Annotated in this window: 14 protein-coding genes; 12 read left to right on the forward strand and 2 right to left on the reverse strand. The window is 68.7% G+C overall.

What is annotated here, in order from left to right:
* The first annotated feature begins 107 nt into the window (after nt 1–107).
* The 11 genes from VZL07_RS09385 (at nt 108) to VZL07_RS09435 (ending at nt 13,662) form a co-directional block, all read left to right on the forward strand.
* Nucleotides 108–1,103, forward strand: coding sequence for an ABC transporter ATP-binding protein (locus VZL07_RS09385; protein WP_426755053.1), 996 nt, complete (start codon nt 108–110; stop codon nt 1,101–1,103).
* Entirely contained in the window at nt 1,084–2,454 is a 1,371-nt protein-coding gene (locus VZL07_RS09390) for a GH1 family beta-glucosidase (RefSeq protein WP_426755055.1), read from the forward strand. The genes VZL07_RS09385 and VZL07_RS09390 overlap by 20 nt, the downstream gene beginning before the upstream one ends.
* Nucleotides 2,451–5,777, forward strand: a complete 3,327-nt coding sequence (locus tag VZL07_RS09395) for a glycoside hydrolase family 2 TIM barrel-domain containing protein (RefSeq protein ID WP_426755057.1) — start codon at nt 2,451–2,453, stop codon at nt 5,775–5,777. Before VZL07_RS09390 ends, VZL07_RS09395 begins: the two co-directional genes overlap by 4 nt.
* Nucleotides 5,778–5,787: 10 nt before the next feature.
* Nucleotides 5,788–6,342, forward strand: coding sequence for a hypothetical protein (locus VZL07_RS09400; protein ID WP_426755059.1), 555 nt, complete (start codon nt 5,788–5,790; stop codon nt 6,340–6,342).
* Entirely contained in the window at nt 6,339–6,983 is a 645-nt protein-coding gene (locus VZL07_RS09405; protein WP_426755061.1) for a hypothetical protein, read from the forward strand. The genes VZL07_RS09400 and VZL07_RS09405 overlap by 4 nt, the downstream gene beginning before the upstream one ends.
* Nucleotides 6,984–7,412: 429 nt before the next feature.
* Complete coding sequence (locus VZL07_RS09410; protein ID WP_426755063.1) at nt 7,413–8,153, forward strand: DUF6484 domain-containing protein; 741 nt, start codon at nt 7,413–7,415, stop codon at nt 8,151–8,153.
* A gap of 10 nt (nt 8,154–8,163) precedes the next feature.
* Nucleotides 8,164–9,459, forward strand: coding sequence for a TIGR02270 family protein (locus VZL07_RS09415; protein WP_426755065.1), 1,296 nt, complete (start codon nt 8,164–8,166; stop codon nt 9,457–9,459).
* A gap of 14 nt (nt 9,460–9,473) precedes the next feature.
* Nucleotides 9,474–10,598, forward strand: a complete 1,125-nt coding sequence (locus VZL07_RS09420) for a DUF2169 family type VI secretion system accessory protein (protein ID WP_426755066.1) — start codon at nt 9,474–9,476, stop codon at nt 10,596–10,598.
* Nucleotides 10,595–11,659 carry a hypothetical protein gene (locus VZL07_RS09425; RefSeq protein WP_426755067.1) on the forward strand — a complete coding sequence of 355 codons (1,065 nt, stop codon included), beginning with the start codon at nt 10,595–10,597 and terminating at the stop codon, nt 11,657–11,659. The genes VZL07_RS09420 and VZL07_RS09425 overlap by 4 nt, the downstream gene beginning before the upstream one ends.
* Nucleotides 11,659–12,759: a PAAR-like domain-containing protein gene (locus VZL07_RS09430; protein WP_426755068.1), complete on the forward strand. Its 1,101-nt coding sequence runs from the start codon at nt 11,659–11,661 to the stop codon at nt 12,757–12,759. Before VZL07_RS09425 ends, VZL07_RS09430 begins: the two co-directional genes overlap by 1 nt.
* 3 nt (nt 12,760–12,762) lie before the next feature.
* A complete protein-coding gene (locus VZL07_RS09435) occupies nt 12,763–13,662 on the forward strand; it encodes a hypothetical protein (protein WP_426755069.1) in 900 nt (299 codons plus the stop codon).
* Nucleotides 13,663–14,048: 386 nt separating this feature from the next.
* Here the strand turns inward: VZL07_RS09435 and VZL07_RS09440 are convergent, their stop codons facing one another.
* Together VZL07_RS09440 and VZL07_RS09445 are read right to left on the reverse strand one after the other, a co-directional pair.
* A complete protein-coding gene (locus tag VZL07_RS09440; RefSeq protein WP_426755070.1) occupies nt 14,049–14,924 on the reverse strand; it encodes an IS3 family transposase in 876 nt (291 codons plus the stop codon).
* 20 nt (nt 14,925–14,944) lie between these two features.
* On the reverse strand, nt 14,945–15,247 hold the full coding sequence (locus VZL07_RS09445) for a helix-turn-helix domain-containing protein (protein WP_426755071.1): 303 nt from the start codon (nt 15,245–15,247) through the stop codon (nt 14,945–14,947).
* A gap of 399 nt (nt 15,248–15,646) precedes the next feature.
* On the opposite strand from VZL07_RS09445, the gene VZL07_RS09450 reads away from it, so the two are divergent.
* Nucleotides 15,647–17,248 carry an IS1182 family transposase gene (locus VZL07_RS09450; protein WP_426757268.1) on the forward strand — a complete coding sequence of 534 codons (1,602 nt, stop codon included), beginning with the start codon at nt 15,647–15,649 and terminating at the stop codon, nt 17,246–17,248.
* The last annotated feature ends 10 nt before the right edge of the window (nt 17,249–17,258 follow it).

Consider the following 17,258-nt stretch of genomic DNA (forward strand, 5'->3'; position numbering starts at 1 on the left):
CTCGCGTTGGCCCCCACCGCACCTTCGGGCGCGTCCGGCCCCCAAGGGGCAACCTGCCTCACGGTGGCGTTCCCCACGACGCCCAGCGCTCGCCTTGGAGGTGGACGATGAGCGCGCCCCTGCTGGAGGCCACCGGCCTGCTGCGGACAGTTCCCATCGGCGGGTTCCTGTCCCGCGCGCGCCGCACCCTCCTCAACCACGTGTCCTTCACCCTGGAGCGCGGCGAAATCGTCGCGCTGGTGGGCGAGTCCGGCAGCGGCAAGTCCACGCTGGCTCGCGTGCTGGCGCGGCTGGACTCGCCGGATGCCGGCAGCCTGCGCCTGGGCGGCGAGGACGTGCTCACCCAGGAGCGCGGCGGCGCGTCGCTCGCGTACCGAGGCCGCGTGCAGATGGTGTTCCAGGACCCCTTCGCCTCGCTCAACCCCGTCCACACCGTGGCGCACCACCTGGAGCGCCCGCTGCTGCGCCATGGCCGGGCCACGCGCGCCGAGCTGAAGGAGCGCGTCCACGCCCTGCTGGAGTCCGTGGGCCTGACACCCGCGGAGCAGTTCGCCCGGCGCCATCCGCATGAGCTGTCCGGAGGCCAGCGTCAGCGCGTGGCGGTGGCACGCGCGCTGGCGGTGGAGCCGGACGTCATCATCGCGGACGAGCCCACCTCCATGCTGGACGTGTCCACCCGCCGCGGCGTGCTCCAGCTGCTGCGGGGCCTGACGCGCGAGCGCGGCATCGGCATCCTCTTCATCACCCACGACCTCGCCAGCGCCAGGCACCTGGCCGACCGCGTCCTGGTGCTCTACGCGGGCAGCGTCGTGGAGTCCGGCAGGACGGCCGACGTGCTCGCGGCCCCACGGCACCCGTACACGCGGCTCCTGCTGTCCGCCGTGCCGGATGGCGCCGACTTCCTCCACACCCCGCTCCCCGTGCGGCCGGCCACCGGCCCCCTGCCCGCGAGCGGCTGCCCCTTCGCGCCCCGCTGTCCCCATGCCGACGCGCGCTGCCACGCCTCCCTCCCCCCGCCTCACGTTCACGCCGCGGACCACGCGGTCCGCTGCCACCTCGAATCCTCGAAAGGAGCCTCCGACAATGCGGCAGTTCCCCAATGACTTCCTGTGGGGTGTGGCCACCTCCGCCTACCAGATTGAGGGTGCCACCAGCGCCGACGGGCGAGGTGAGTCCATCTGGGACCGCTTCGCCGCCACCCCCGGCAAAATCAGCGATGGCTCGGACGGCAAGGTGGCGTGCGACCACTACCACCGCTGGCGTGAAGACGTGGAGTTGATGCGCTGGCTGGGCGTGAAGTCCTACCGCTTCTCCATGGCGTGGCCCCGCGTGCTCCCCACCGGGCGCGGCAAGGTGAACGCGGCGGGCCTCGACTTCTACTCGCGGCTGGTGGACGGGCTGCTCGAGGCGGGCATCGAGCCCTTCGTCACGCTCTACCACTGGGACCTGCCCCAGGCGCTCCAGGACCAGGGTGGCTGGCCTTCACGTGACACCGCGAGCGCCTTCGTCGAGTACGCCGACGCCGCCAGCCGCAAGCTCGGCGACCGGGTGAAGCGGTGGATTACCCACAACGAGCCCTGGTGCATCAGCGTGCTGGGCTACGGCAACGGCGAGCATGCCCCCGGCCACAAGAACTGGAGCGAGGTGCTGGCCACCGCGCATCACCTGCTCGTGTCCCACGGCCAGGCGGTGCCCGTCATCCGCGCCAACGTGAAGAACGCCCAGGTGGGCATCACCCTCAACCTCTCGCCCGCCTGGCCCGCGTCGCCCAGCGCCGAGGACGAAGAGGCGTGCCGCCGGCACGACGGCAGCTTCAACCGCTGGTTCCTGGACCCGCTCTACGGCCGTGGCTACCCGAAGGACGTGGTGGAGGACTACATCCAGGACGGGCACCTCGCCTCGCCCACGCTGGACTTCGTGCGCGAGGGCGACATGGCCACCATCGCCGTTCCCACCGACTTCCTGGGCATCAACTACTACTCGCGCGCCATCATGCGCAGCGACCGCATCCCCGAGTCGCAGAACGCGCCGCGCACCGTTCACCCCGAGCCGGAGCGCACCGACATGGACTGGGAGGTGTACGCCCCCGCCCTCACCCGGCTGCTCCAGCACCTGCACACGCACTACCAGCCCGGCCCCCTCTACATCACCGAGAACGGCTGCGCGTACGCCACCGGCCCGGGCGCGGACGGCAAGGTGCATGACGACAAGCGCGTGGCGTACCTGCGCTCGCACCTGGAGGCCTCGCTGGAGGCCATCCGCCAGGGCGTGCCGCTGGCGGGCTACTTCGCCTGGTCACTGCTGGACAACTTCGAGTGGGCCTTCGGCTACCAGAAGCGCTTTGGCATGGTCTACGTGGACTACGACACGCAGCGCCGCATCCCGAAGGACAGCGCCCACCTCTACAAGGCCCTGGTCGAGAAGAACGGGCTGGACGTGGAGCTCGCCGCGTGAACTCGCTCGCCCTCCTCACCAGCCTCGCGGTCGCGCTGACGCAGGTGCCACCGCCCTCCGGCCCGGAGACGGCAGTTCCTCCCGCCCAGTCGCCCACGGTGGCGGGCCCCGAGCCCGCCGAGCCCACCGCCGCCGAGCCGGTCACCGACAAACCCGTGGAGCAGGAGACACCGGTGCCGCCGTCGGACGCGCCGGTGGTGAGGGTGCCGCCCGTCAACGTCCACGCGGAGGCCCAGGCCGTTCGCGTCTACCGCGACGAGCGCGGCTTCAAGCTCAAGGTCAACGGCCGGGACTTCCCCATCTTCGGCATGAACTGGGGCTACACGCCCATTGGCGAGAACTACCGCTACTCGCTGTGGACGCAGAAGGAGGACTTCATCCGCGCGGTGCTGCACCGGGAGATGACGCTCCTGCGCGACATGGGCGTCAACGCCATCCGGCAGTTCGACGACATTCCGCCGCAGTGGGTGACGTACATCCACAAGAACTACGGCATCTACACCGTGGTGAACCCGCTGATGGGCCGCTACGGCACCAACGTGGACGGCGTCATGGTGCCGAACACGGACTACTCCAACCCGAACCACCGCCGGGCGCTGCTCAACGACCTGGCGCAGAAGGTGGAGAAGTACCGGGACGTGCCCGGCGTGCTGATGTGGATGCTGGGCAACGAGAACAACTACGGCCTGCACTGGACCAGCTTCGAAATCGAGGCCCTGCCCGGCCAGGAGGACACCGCCCGCGCCGAGCACCTCTACTCGCTGATGGGCGAGGCGGTGCGGACCATCAAGAAGCGCGACACCCTGCACCCGGTCTCCATCGCCAACGGCGACCTCCAGTACATCGACCTCATCGCGCGGCTGATGCCCGAGCTGGACATCCTGGGCTCCAACGTCTACCGCGGCCCCTCCGCCCGTGACTTGTTCGACGAGGTGCTGCGCAAGCTCGACAAGCCCGTCATGTTCACCGAGTTCGGCGCGGACGCCTATGACGCCAAGGCCGGCCGCGAGGACCACCTGGCGCAGGCCGAGTACCTGCGCAAGCAGTGGGAGGAAATCTACTCCCAGGCCTACGGCCAGGGCCGCGCGCAGAACGCGCTGGGCGGCTTCGTGTTCCAGTGGGTGGACGGCTGGTGGAAGTACAACCAGGAGACCAACCTCTCCATCCACGACACCACCGCGTCCTGGCCCAACGGCGGCTACGCCGCCGACTTCGTGCCCGGCCAGAACAACATGAACGAGGAGTGGTTCGGCATCTGCGCGCTGGGGCCGGAGGACGAGGCCGGCATCGCCCGCCTCCAGCCGCGCACGGCGTACTACGTCCTCCAGGCCGCCTTCCGCCTGGACCCGTATGCCCCCACCACGAACCCGGACACCATCCGCGAGCACTTCGCGTCCATCCGCCCCACGGAGATGTCGCGGGGCTACGAATCGTCGATGGCGCTGGCCCGCGCGGATGACCTGAGCGCGGTCCGCGTCTCCAACCTGCGCCTGATGATGGACAGCTCCCTGTCGCGCGGGAGCGTCGCCACGGTGCGGCCCAACCAGGTGGCCGTGGACCACACGGAGTCCATCTTCTTCGACCTCACGCTCCAGCCGACGTCCGGCGTGTATGGCCGCGCCTCGTTCAACGTCGTGGGCAACGTGGCGCAGAACCGCCTCAACAACATCTTCTACGAGAACCGCGGCATCCCCTCCGCTCCGGGAGGGGCCGGCAACCCGGCCGTGGGTGGGCAGGCACCGGTGCCCGGCGTCGGAGGCATCCCCGGTCAGCAGCAACAGCCGCTCGGCCTGGACCGGCTCGCGCTGTACCAGGCCGAGTTCAAGCTCGACCGCGCGGACTTCCAGCTGGAGGGCTTCTACCGCACCGCCCACTACCACTGGGGCGAGGAGGGCGACTTCTTCGGCCTGTACCGCGAGGCGAACTACGGCCCCGCGCTGGACATCTACAAGGGCAACGCGCCCTTCGGCGTCGTCTTCACCGGCAAGAACAACCTGGAGGGCCTCAAGATTGCCGTGGGCCCCGAGCTCTACTGGGGCGCCAACCCGTCCATCGTCGCCAAGTACCGCCGCAACGTGGGGCCGGTGACGCTGACGCTGATGCACCAGGAGGACATCGCCCGGGGCGCCACCCAGCTCACCGCCTCCGTCATCCGCGAGCGCGTGGCGCGCAGGTCCACGCTGTCACTCAACTGGGCGAAGGGCCCCATGGCGCTGGAGGTGGGCGGCATCCTCGCGGCCCCGCAGCGCGTGGGCGAGGAGTTCACCTGGACGCGCCCCACGGACGGGCCCAGCTACCTCAACAGCGGCTACGAGGTGCTGCGGGACGAAATCCGGGTGCTCGACACCCTGGGCGCCAAGGCGCGGCTCACCTACGACCTGGGCTCGGTGCGCACGTTCATCCAGGGGTCCTACCGGGGCCTGGTGGCGGACGGCGGCCCGGAGCAGGGCATCCTGCTGACGGGCTGGAGCCTGCGCGAGAGCGGCCGCGGCAACCACTTCGGCGGGCAGGCGGGCGCCGTCATCCAGGTCGGCAGCTCGTTCCAGGTGTCGCCCAACCTGCTGTACCAGAAGCCCCTCATCGGGCCCAATCCGCGCATCGAGGACGCGTTCGACCCGGAGACGGGGCGCTACTTCGCCGGCGTGCGGCCGCGCAACGTGCTGGTGGACGCCTTCACCGTGCTGGACAACCGCGAGACGCTGGGCGCCGAGCTGCTGCTCACCTTCGACCCCACGCCCGGCACCTGGTTCTGGCAGTGGGACCGCGACATGCGCGAGGACGCGCCCTTCGCCGCGGGCCTGGACCTGGTGTACCGGCGCCAGCCGACGTCACGCGACGCGGGCATCGCCATCCTCGCGGACGGCAGCATGGTGGCCTTCGGCAACGCACCCCCCGCCCGCGATGAATGGGAGGCCACGCTGCGCGTGGTGACCAACCCGATGCCGCGCCTGAAAGTCTTCGGCGCCGCCTTCGTGGGCAGCAACCAGTCCTCCGGCGAGGACGCGCGGCAGGTGCGGCGCTTCGGCGTGGATGCCTCCGCGCTGTGGGACACGGTGATGCTGACGACCCAGCTCCACTTCAACAACTGGGGCCCGTACGACTACCACCGCGTCTTCAACCTCACCTATCCCATCCAGCTCGGCGGAGACCTGTCCTACGGCCTCAAGCGCCCCATCCTGGGCACGGTGACGACGCGCTTCGGCGTGCGCGGCCTGGTGCGCATGCTGGACCAGTACTCGGAAGGCCTCAACACCATGGCCCTCGAGGAAGGACTCGAAGGCCGTGAATACGAACTGGGCGCCTATGCCATCCTGTCTCTCTAGTGGAGGACGTATGAAGACGTGGCTCCTGCTGGCCTGCGCCGGGGCTGTCACCGGCTGCTACGACCCCGCCAGCTTCGTGTATGGCGAATCGCTGGACGGGCTCACGCTCCAGCTCTACAGCGCGGACGTCGGCATCCATCCCGACACGTCCGTGCTGGAAGACCCGAACAACCCCTTCCGCCTCAGCACGCCGGGGGCGGAGACGAAGTGGGACATCCAGGCCCAGGCCGGCAGCGTGGCCGCGTTCTATTCCTGGGCCACGCTGCTCGCGCGGGAGCCGGGAGGCGAGGCCCAGTTCTACGTGGGCACCAACCTGCTCGCCGTCTACCAGAACGGTGAGGCCCCCCAGGAGACCCTGCCCCAGGTCCGCCAGCAGGCCATCCGCGCGTACCAGAACATGCTCGACGTGTTCCCGGACGCGGTGACGTACGACGCCACGGGCACCTACGCCTACGATCTGGCGACGCCCGCCTACAAGGGCATCGTCGAGATGGGCGGCATGGTGCAGGGCGGCTGGGTGCTGATGCAGACGGCCAACGGCACGGAAAGGGCGGTGCGGCCATGAAGCGCGCGAGCCTCGCGATGCTGCTGCTCCTGGCGGGCTGCCGCCCCGATCCGGGCGTGCCGGACTACACGGACCAGGGCATCGACAGACCCGACGCCGGCGAGGAGCCCGACGACGAGGTGCTGCCGGGCCCCTTCCCTTACGAACCGGGCCAGCGGCGGCTCGCCGTGGGGTTCTACGAGGGAGGCCGCTCCGAGGACGTGGCGGTGGACGGCGTCAACACGCATATCTACCTCTACGAGGGCACCCTCACCCTGGAGCCCTCCGGCACGCGCGTCGAGGGACGCCAGGCCGACCTGGTGGTCCACGCGGGCAAGACGTGGCTGGGCTTCGGCGTCCACTGGAACACGCCCCGCAACCTGGACGGATGGAAGACATTGCACGTGAGCCTCAACTCGGCCGACCCGGGCTTCGCCAATGTGTCCATTGGCATGAATGACGACGAGAGCGTCCAGCTCCCCGCGGCGCAGTATGGCTACGTGAATGACGGGCAGTGGCACCACCTGGCCATCCCCCTGGCGGACTTCGCCGCGGGCGGCGTGCAGCTCAGCGCGGTGCAGGCACCGTTCGTCTTCATCGCCGGAGCGGGCGCGGCCGCGGACACGCTGCTGCTCGACAACCTCTACTTCACCGCGGACTGAGCCTCCGATGGCCGCGAGGCTGCATCGCAGCCCGCGGCACGGCACCGCCGGGAACAGTGCCGCTCCGACGCACTGTCGAAGCGCCCGCTCCGCAAGGTCCAGCGGCGTTCCCTCCCACGCATGGGGGCGCGCGTACCTGTCGATGCGCCGGGCGCGGAGTGTGCCGAGCATCACCTATAGCCAGCCAACCTTCACGCCGGCCTTGGATCTTCAGCTCCGTTGCACTTTAGGCGTGGCTCTTATTCCGAGCACGCCTCGTGCATTGCGAGTCAGCCCGGGTCGGTAGGGTTGCGAGGTAAAGGCAAGTGAGGTGGTTTGAATCGCTGCGCGGCATGGGGTAGTTCAGCCTCCGCGAGGGCCGGAGGCCGCACCCGTTCACGCTGTCCAGCCAGCGCCCTGTCGTTGCGTTTCGAAGAGGGGGGAATCTCTATGAGTCACCTGTTGCCTGTGCACATCACCTCCCCCGAGGTGACTTTGGAGCCTCTTTGGGAGAGTCGCCTGGGGCGCATCGTCGGGACGGACGGCGAAGGCCGGCCCGTGGTGGACTTCGACGGCAACCCGGTGGGCCCTCGCGTGGCACGCAAGGCTGTGCGGTTGGACGCAGAGGGAATACAGGCGGCTGTCGAGTCACGTCAGCCGGTGGAACTCCGCTTCGAGGAGGGAGACCCGCGGCTTCCCATCATCACCGCCCTGCTGCCCGTTGCGCCTCGGGCCTCACATTCGGATGCAATTCCGGGCGCGCGGGTTGAGGCCGCCGAGTCGCCCACTCGCGTCATCCAAGGCAGGGACGGGCTCGTGCTGCGCTGCGGGGACGCTGCCGTCACCCTGCTGCGCAACGGGAAGGTCTCCCTGAAGGGGGCGTCCGTCGAGACTTCGGCGGAGGGCACCGTGCGCCTAAAAGGCATGGCGGTTCAAGTCCACGCGCAGGGTGCGCTGGGCGCCCGCGGGGGCCAGGCCGATGCAGAAAGCCATCCAGCGGCATGGCCCCACTCTGGCGACGACGCGGCGGACATCCAGGTCATCCAAAGCAGGGAGAGCCTCGTCCTACGGTGTGGCAGGGCGCGCCTGACGCTCCTGGGTAGCGGGCGAATCCTGCTGGAGGGGACCTACGTGGAGACGTGCGCTGAGGGCGTCGTCCGTCTCCAGGGCGGCTCCATCCAAATCAATTAGGGGGCGTGCCATGGTGTTGGAGGACGTGCTGGAAGAGCACCTGGACGAGGCAACTTTCCGGTGGCTGCAATGGGAAAGGGCCCTGGAGGCGCCGGACTTCACCCTCTCGGACGTGGCGCGACAGGAGGAGCAGTTGGCGGCACACCTGCATGGACTGGTGCTGGGCGGCGCGGAGGCCGCCGAGTCCTTGCTCTGGCCTGCACTGGACTCGGGAGAAGCGACGCGAATCACCGCCGCTACCTATGCACTGCTGGCCCAGGGGCACGTCGAAGCCCTCCTCAACTTCATGGCCGGTGACGCGCTCGAGGCGAGGGCGGCTGTCCGACGCGCGGTGGGGTTGACTGCGGCCCCCAACGTGGGTGAGCACCTTCTCCCGCTTCTGAGGCGGGATGACGTCTCCCTTCAGGCCCAGCTTCTGGAGGCGATGGCCTTCCGCCACGAAGCGCCTCCTGAATTGCTTGCGGAGTCCTTCCTCCACGCTGAGCCACAGGCGCGGATGGCGGCGTTACGCGCCTGCCCACCTCTTCCCGACGACACCGTGCGCCGGCTCCTCCCAGGACTCCTGGAGTCCGGGCACCCGGGGATTCGCGCCGCGGCGATGGAGGCTGGCCTCACCTCGGGCGCGCGGGTGGCCTGGGAGGCCTGCCGTCAGGCGGTGCGCGCGTGCAATGCCCACACGCCCCAGGCCATGGTGCTGCTCGCCCTCTTCGGCACCGACGCAGATGCGGCCTTGCTGGTGGACATGTTGGGGGCGCGGGACATGCGCCCGCATGCCCTCTGGGCCCTGGGCTTCAGTGGGCGCCTCGTCGCCATGGAAGCCTGTCTCGCGCTTCTGGAGGACCCCCTGGCGGCACGGCTGGCGGGGGAAGCCTTCTCCGCCATGACGGGCCTCCAGTTGGAGGGCCTCTATGCCCTCCCTCCCGGAGAGCGGCCCGAAGGAGCGCCGCTGCCACCCGAACTTCAAGAGGACCTGGACGCCGACCTGGTGCCCAAGCCCGAGGATGACCTGCCCTGGCCGTGCATTGGGGCGGTGAGGTACTGGTGGAAGGAGGCCCGTCCTCGCTTCCAGTCAGCAGGACGCTACCTGAATGGCCAGCCCCTTGAGGGGCCCGTGCTGCTGGAGGCCCTCACGCACGGCCCCATGCGGCGCCGGCACGTGCTGGCACGCGAGCTGGCCATTCGCAGCCAGGGCCAGCACCGCATTCCCACCCGGGCCTTCACCCCGCGCCAGTGGGCGGCGCTGGCTCAGGCCCGGGCGGGCTGTGCGCGCCTGAGCCTTCTGCCCCTGGAGCGCACGCTGCGCTGACACGAGGAGACGCCATGCAAATCAGCGAGAACACCACGGGCATGTCCGCGGGCCTCACCGTGGCGACGGACGCCCAGGCGCGAGAGCACTGCGTCGTCGCCGTCAAAGGCACCTTCCGCATGAACGGCTCCGGCGAGCCCCTACTGGCGGACGTGCAACGTCCGGTGGCCTACACGGACGAGCACCACGGGGCACCCGAAACGACGAGCCTCCTCCGGGAGAATGACTTCGCCTTGACGAAGCCCCTGGTGGACGTCCTCGTGTTGGGCCACGCCGTCGCCCCTCACGGGCGCGCGACGGAAGCAATGCTGGTGCGCGTGGAGATGCCGGGCCGGCAGAAGGACCTTCGCGTCACGGGGGACCGCCGCTGGGAGAAGGGGCTGACCGGCGTGAAACCCACGCCGCCCCAGCCCTTCGTCCGGATGCCGCTGCGCTACGAGCTGGCCTTTGGCGGAGTCGACACCTCCCACCCGGAGCCGAAGTACCACGGTGCGGAGCTGCGCAACCCGGTGGGCCGGGGCTTCCGGCAGAACCCGCGCGCCGCGGATGCGGTGGGGACGCCACTGCCCAACCTGGAGCACCCCCGGTACTTTCTGGACAGGTGGGATGGAAAGACAGTGCCGGTGGGCTTCGGCCCGGTGGGCCGTGGCTGGCAGCCTCGCCTCGCCCACGCCGGCACGTACGACGAGCGCTGGCTCTCGGAGGACTACCCCTTCCTTCCCCGGGACTTCAGCCCGCGCTACTTCCAGTGCGCGCCCGAGGACCAGCAACTGCCGGCCCTGCGCGGCGGAGAGGTGTTCCGCTGTCTGGGCCTGACCGAGTCCGGCCCGTGGTCGGTGACGCTGCCGCGCCTCCAGGTGCCAGTGGCCTTTCGCTTCCGCGAGTCCGACGTCAGCGCCGAGGCACGCATGGACACGGTGGTACTCGACGCGGATGCGCGCGAGGTGGTGGTGACGTGGCGTGCCTCCGTGCCGCTGGGCAAGAAGCTCTCCCATCTTCGCGAGGTGCAGGTGGGCCTGCCCCGCCCGAACTCGAAGGAAGGGCCGGTGAGGTACGTACGCGGCAAGCCCTACTTCCGGGGCCTGGGCGCCCTGGTCTCCTGGAGGCGGCGCACGCAGCGGATGGGAGGGGCGTCATGAGCGCCACGCCTCTGTACGTCGCCGCCGCGGGTATGGCCTGCCCGCTGGGACTGAGCGCCGAGTCGGCCGGTGCCGCCCTGCGTGCGCGGATGAATCGCTTCAAGCGGAGCAGCTACCACGACAACGACGGGGCGCCCATGGTCCTCTCGGAGTTGTCGACGCTCCCACCCGAGTTGCGGCGCGAGGAACGCGTCCTGGGACTGCTGGGCATGGCGGTGGCAGGCGCCGTGCGGGGCCTGGAGGACGCCGAACTCGCGCACCTGCCCCTGCTGGTGGGTACGTCCACCCCGGAGCGCCCGGGCGGTGTCCCGGAGGTGTTTCCCCGGGCCCTCGAGCACCTTGGGCAGGTCCACAGGCTTCGGTTGGAAGGCACCTTGTCCCGAAGTCTGGCCCTGGGGAATACGGCGGGACTCCGGGCGCTGGCCGAAGCCCGGCTCCTGCTGGCCCGTCACCCGCGACTTCCCGGCTGCCTGGTGGCCGCGGTGGACAGCTTCATCAACGCCTCGAGTCTCGACGGACTGCTGCGACAGGGGCGGCTGCTGCGCCCGGACAACTCGGACGGAGTGATTCCCGGCGAGGCCGCCGCCTGCCTCCTGGTGACGCGCAGGCCACGTCGCGACGACGCATGTCCGTTGCGACTGGTGGGCCTCGGCTTCGGACAAGAGCGGGCCACGCTGCCGTCGGACGAGCCGCTGCGCGGGCTGGGGCTGGCGCAGGCCTACCGGGAAGCCCTGGCCGAGGGCGGCGTCGACGTGGCCGAGGTGGACTTCCGCGTCGCTGACACCTCGGGAGAGGGCTATGGCTTCAAGGAGCTCTCCCTGGCCCTTTCGCGGCTGCTGCACACGCGCCGGGAGTCCACGCCGCTGTGGCTCCCGGCGGAGTCCCTGGGGGAGACAGGGGCGGCCTCGGGCCTGGTGGCCCTGGCCTGGGCCTCAATGGCCATGCGCCATGGCTATGCGCCCGGCCCCCGGGCCCTCATCTCCACGTCCGACTCGGCTGGAGGGAGGGCAGCAGCGGTGTTGCGCGGTCCTGACACGTACACTCCACGAGGGATGCCCTGATGAAGGTATTCGCCAATGGCAACGAGGTGGCCTGCGCCGACGGGGACGGGAAGGTGGTGGCGGCGTTCCCGGACGTGTGCATGAGTCCTCCCCCACCACCAGCGGGGCCAGTGCCGGTGCCCTACCCGAACACCTCCTTCTCCCGGGACATGAAGCAGGGCAGCAAGCGCGTCACCATCAACGGCAAGCCCGTCATGCTGAGGGACGAGTCCTATTACGCGACGTCCCCGCTGGGGAACGAGGCCGCCACCCGCAACTTCGGAGCGGGCATCATCTCCCATCAGATTACGGGGAAGACGCACTTCATCTCCTGGTCGATGGATGTCCATGTCGAGGGCAAGAATGTCCCGAGGCATATCGACCTCACGACTTCCAACCACGGCAGCAACGCGAACAACGCCGTCCCCACCCCCAACCTCGCGCAGAGCGCCACGGGCAGTCCAGGCCAGGTCACCTTCAACGCGTGCCCGTGTTGCCAGGGGCCGCTGCACGAGAACCAGAAGGACCCGGTGACGGGGCAACCCTTCGAGACCATTCCGGAGATGGAGTTCTACGGGCGTATCGCGCAATACCGGATGAATCGACGTGCGGAGATGCAGGGCATCCTCCAGCAGGTTGCGGAGGGAAAGATGCCGATGCCCTCCTGGGCGAACAAGCCCGACCCGAAGTTGGGCATCCCCGTCAAGGACAATATCATCCGCATGGGCGATGAGTGCGAGCGTGACTTCAAGAAGCTCCAGGAACTCCGACAGAAGCACCCCAACTGTCCCAACGTGCACAACCCTCCGGACCAGGGGTGCGGTGTCCATTTCAAGGTTCTGCAGCCTGGGTTGGCAGGCGACGTCAAGGGGGATGGCCGTTGGAGATCGGCCCGCAGGGAATCAATCAAATTGTGGCGAAATAAGGGGTATTCTATCGACGACGAGGATCAAGTGAATCACATGACTCCAGCAGACGCTGGTGGGTGCCCGTTCTCCATGGGCAATCTGGTTCCAAACTCAGTCCTGAAAGATGCGTGTCTGGAGATTGAAAATACTCAGACGCGGATTCAGAACATGATTCCTCCGAAGTCAGAAGAGCGTGTAAAGCTGTTCAGGTGACCCATGCGCCCCCCCTACCTTTGGAATAGCTTTATCGAAACAGGCGCCGGAGTGCATTTCACTACGCCCCCGCCTTCGGATGTCGCAGACCTGAAGCACCTTGCCAGCAACGATCCCTGGCGTATTCTCCCTTGCGTCCTCGCCAACCTCCAGCAGGGCAGGTTTGAGGTTTCTAAAAGACTTGTCGCGTTGATGCGCGAGGTCCGGGATGCGGAAGTCTGGGATGCCTGCGCAGTGCTGCTGTCCTATGCGGCTCCCTACTCTGTTATTCGCGAACTCGAGGCTTCTTCCGAGAAGTTGCTTGAGCCGAGGCGGAGTCCGTATACCCGGCGATACTTTTGCGAGGTCCTTGCTTGCTCAGGAGGCGTGTGGGGCGTGCCATATCTGATACGCCACTATCGAGAGCTGAAGGACAGAAAGGTCGAGGCTGAGGTTGAATTCTATATATCGCAGGTGCTTGAGACTGAGCCGGGACCTGTCGCACGTGGACCGCGAGTTCTGTGGGAATCGAATGGGCTGCCGCCGCCCTTTGAGGAGTCATTGCCGGTCTTGCTGACTGATGAGTATCTCAAGCAGCTTGAGGAGACCTTTCAGGAGCTAGTTTCCAGTCAAAAGCTCTACGAAAAAGAGGCGCTCGTCGAAGGAGAGCGTCTGAATATCCGGAACGTCGCCCGGCGTCTACTAAAGCGTGTGCAGACTGGCGAACGTCGAGACCGAATCGAGGATGGGAGGATGCTCCTCGAAGCCACCACTGGATTGGATTGCCGTGCGTTCTTCGACGATTCCGGCAGGCTGAAAAACCTCACTGCGGCGGCTATCGTCGAGGAGTTTTTAGAACGAGGAGACGCCGACAGGTACCAGCCAGGCGCTCGCTACTTCTTCGGCCATCGAATTCCAGATTGAGTGCGCTTGGTTGCGAGCACCGCACGCCGAGGCATCCCGAAACCGACTTCCGGAAGCGCGAAACCTTCGCCTACGCGTGCGAGGCGTACAGCCGCATCCTCGAGGCCGGCCGCAGCCCCCGAGAGCGCGTGGCCCTCGCCGAGGAGTATTCGGCCTGCGCGGCGCCTTCCGACGAGCGCGTGTCGGTGGCCGAGGTGGTGGAGCTCGTCCGAGAAGCCGCGGCGGCGAGGAATGGGTGGCAGTGCATTCTCGCGCGGTGCGCGCCGGCAGCACGGGATGCGACGCGTGTCGCGGCCGAAGGAGGGCTTTGTAGTGTTCCCCTCGGAGTCAAGACACGCGCGCCGGCGGAAATGGGCGGGTGAGAGCGGCGTGTCGGTGGGTTGCTGCTATGCGGCCTCGCGCAGGGGTGGTGGTCTGGCGAGCTTCTCCGCCCGCACCTCGGCGGGCGTCTTCCAGTCGAGCGCCTGGTGGGGGCGACGGGTGTTGTAGCGGCGCACCCACTCCTCGAGCGCAGCGCGCAGCTCGGCCGCGTTCTTCCAGTCCCGTAGCCACACCACCTCCTCCTTCATGGTGCGGATGAGGCGCTCCACCACGGCGTTGCCGGTGGGCCGGCCGACGGGGGCAAAGGTGTGCAGCACGCCCCAGAAGGCCAACAGGCGTGCGGCGTCGGCGCCGGTGTACTGCGGGCCGTGGTCGCTGCGCACCTCCAGGCCCTCGGGCACCTTGTCGGGAGTGCCGTACTCCGCCTCCAGCGCGCGCTCCACGGGAGCGAGCACGTCCGGCGCCTCCTGACTCTTTGTCACCCCCAGCGCCAGCACACTGCGGCAGCCGCAGTCGATGACGGGTACCACCGCCACCATGCCGTCCTCCTTCGTCCATGCCGTCGTGAAGTCCGTCGCCAGGCGACGGTTGGGCTCTGGCACCACCACGTGCCCGCGCGTCGTCTCTCCAGGCTCCCTGTCCCTGGCGAGCACCAGCCCGTGTGCATGCATGAGGGCCCACACGCGGCGGCGCCCCACGCGCAGCCCCTTCTCGCGTTTGAGGCTGGCCCACACCTTGCGCACGCCCCACGCGGGGTTCTCCTCCAGCACCTCGCGGATGGCCGTCAGCACCACCTCGGCGCTGGTGCCCCGAGGCGGCCTGGGCAGGCGCAGCACCTTGGCCCCGCCACCCTCCGCCTGCTCGGGCACGTCCTTGCTGGCCGCGTAGTACGCAGCCCTGCTGATGCCGAATGCCTTGCACACCTGCGGCACCGTGGCCACGCCCGCGTCAGTCTCGCGGCTTATCTGCGAGACTTCGCGGGCCGAGTAGGGCGGGGGCCACCCACCCCAATGGCCCGCTGCACCAGCGATAGCTGCACCGTCGTGTCCGCAAGCGCCTCGCGCAGATGCGCGTTCTCCCGCTCGAGCTCCAGCTCGCGCTGCGACTTGCCCGTGCCGCGCTTGAGCGCCTCGGCAATGCCGCCCAGCGCTTCGTCGCGCCACCCCTCCACCGTGGAGGGCAGTACCCCGTACTTCTTCGCCAGCTGGTCTACGCTGGCCTTGCCCGCCAGCAACGCGAGGACGGCCTGCTGCCGCTCCTCCACGCTTCTGCGCCCTGGCCGCCCGCGCACCGAAGGCGCCTCGGCAGCTGGCCCCTCCTCGCGTGCGGAGTGTGGCTCGCGTCCTCGCCCCTGCAAGGGCAAGCCGGCTGCGCCGGGCCTGTCGGCCCCTTGCACGGGCTGTGGGCGCTCGCCGTTGTTACCGCGCACCTTTATTGATGGAGCGATGAGCAGGCTGGTTGATAGCATCGGCCCCACGGTTCCCCAGTCGCGTCAAGGCCTTGGCCGCCGCCGGCGGTGCCCTCCGGGCAAGCCCCTCCGCGATTACCGCGACAGGCTCCTAGAACGTCGATCAGGTTACGGCGAGCGAGCAGGCAGGGACCAGGGGATCGACGCCAGCGTCAGAAGTGAGCAGGTAGGTCCATGGACACGGCAGGAGTGAACATGGACCGGTGGAGCCCCGAGGTCGCGTGTAGCGAGAGGGAAGAGCGGCTGCTGAAGCTGGCGGGCAAGAGCCGCAAGCTCTTGGTCTTCTTGCGGCGGCACCGCCACGAGCTATTCGACGAGGCCTTCCAGCAAGAGCTGGAGGGCATGTACCGACAGACGGGCCAGGGGGAGGCGCCTCAGCCCCCGGCCCTGCTGTGCATGGCGCTGCTGCTGCAAGGCTACCTGCAAGTCTCCGATGCGGAGGCGGTGCGGCTGTCGGCCACGGACCGGTGCTGGCGGGTGGTGCTGGGCACCCTGGAACCCGACGACGACGCGCCCGCCTTTTCGCAGGGCGGCTTGCAGCAGTTCCGCGAGCGGCTCATCCACCACGACCTGGACCGGCGCCTGCTGGAGCGCACGGTGGAGGTGGCCCGGAGGACGAGGGCCTTCGACTGGAAGAAGCTCCCAGGCACCCTCCGCCTGGCGGTAGACAGCCGCCCTTTAGAGGGAGCCGGGCGGGTTGAAGACACCTTCAACCTGCTCGGCCACGCGGGGAGGAAGCTGGCCGAGGGCGCCGCTCGACTGCTGGGCACGGACGTGGAGGAGGTGTGTCGTCAGGCTCGGGCGCCCGTGCTGCTGGGCTCCAGCGTGAAGGCCGCGCTGGACATCGACTGGAGTGACGCCGAAGCGAAGCAGGCGGCGCTGACTCGACTGGTGCGGCAGGTGGACCGGTTGGCAGCATGGGTGAATCGCCATGTGGACGGGGCCGAGGAGGCCCCGCTGCGGCGCTACATCGAAGCGCTCGTGCAGGTGAAGGCGCAAGATTTGGAGCCGGTGGAGACAGGCGGGGTGCGCCTGCGCCAGGGCGTCGCGCCAGACAGGCGTGTGTCCATTGAAGACGAACAGATGCGGCACGGGCGTAAGAGCAAGAGCAAGCGTTTCAATGGCTACAAGCAGCACATCGGCACGCACCTGGATGCCGAGCTGGTGCTGGCGTGTGCGGTGACACCGGCCAACCGCCCCGAAGAGGAGGCCACCCCGGAGTTGAAGGAGGACTTGCGGAGGCTGGGCCTGGGGCCAGTCGCGGTATTCATTGACCGGGCGTATGTAAATAGCGAGCTGACCAAGGAGGTGAAGGCGGCCGGTGGCGAGGTGGTGTGCAAGCCATGGCCCGGGCGCGGTGTGAAGCCAGGCCTGTACGGCAAGAAGGACTTCGCCGTGGACGTGAAGGCCGGCACCATTACCTGCCCGGCGGGCCAGGTAGAGACCTTCGAGCCTGGGCAGGTGGTGCAATTCGCCCCGGAGGTGTGCGGAGCGTGCGCGCTGCGCGCCCAATGCACGCAGGCGGCCTCCGGACGCGGCAGGAGCGTCCGGCTGGGCGAGGACGAGGCCCTGCAGAAGCGACTGCGGCGACTACAAGACACTCGTTCGGGGCGGGCGAAGCTGCGCGAGCGAGTGCCCGTCGAGCACCAACTCGCCCATCTGAGCCAGCGGCAGGGCCCACGGGCCCGTTACCGCGGCACCCGCAAGAACCTCTTCGACCTTCGCCGGCTCTGCGCGCTCCAGAACCTGGAGACCGTCCACCGCCGCATCGCCGAGCAACAGTGTCTTGCGGCCTGAGGTTCCACTA

The organism is Pseudomyxococcus flavus (genome assembly GCF_050038885.1).
Classification (GTDB): Bacteria; Myxococcota; Myxococcia; order Myxococcales; family Myxococcaceae; genus Myxococcus; species Myxococcus flavus.

Coding starts and splice junctions, on each gene's coding strand:
- VZL07_RS09385 (WP_426755053.1), top strand. CDS start 108: ATGAGCGCGCCCCTGCTGGAGGCCACCGGCCTGCTGCGGACAGTTCCC.
- VZL07_RS09390 (WP_426755055.1), top strand. CDS start 1,084: ATGCGGCAGTTCCCCAATGACTTCCTGTGGGGTGTGGCCACCTCCGCC.
- VZL07_RS09400 (WP_426755059.1), top strand. CDS start 5,788: ATGAAGACGTGGCTCCTGCTGGCCTGCGCCGGGGCTGTCACCGGCTGC.
- VZL07_RS09405 (WP_426755061.1), top strand. CDS start 6,339: ATGAAGCGCGCGAGCCTCGCGATGCTGCTGCTCCTGGCGGGCTGCCGC.
- VZL07_RS09410 (WP_426755063.1), top strand. CDS start 7,413: ATGAGTCACCTGTTGCCTGTGCACATCACCTCCCCCGAGGTGACTTTG.
- VZL07_RS09415 (WP_426755065.1), top strand. CDS start 8,164: ATGGTGTTGGAGGACGTGCTGGAAGAGCACCTGGACGAGGCAACTTTC.
- VZL07_RS09420 (WP_426755066.1), top strand. CDS start 9,474: ATGCAAATCAGCGAGAACACCACGGGCATGTCCGCGGGCCTCACCGTG.
- VZL07_RS09425 (WP_426755067.1), top strand. CDS start 10,595: ATGAGCGCCACGCCTCTGTACGTCGCCGCCGCGGGTATGGCCTGCCCG.
- VZL07_RS09430 (WP_426755068.1), top strand. CDS start 11,659: ATGAAGGTATTCGCCAATGGCAACGAGGTGGCCTGCGCCGACGGGGAC.
- VZL07_RS09435 (WP_426755069.1), top strand. CDS start 12,763: ATGCGCCCCCCCTACCTTTGGAATAGCTTTATCGAAACAGGCGCCGGA.
- VZL07_RS09450 (WP_426757268.1), top strand. CDS start 15,647: ATGGACCGGTGGAGCCCCGAGGTCGCGTGTAGCGAGAGGGAAGAGCGG.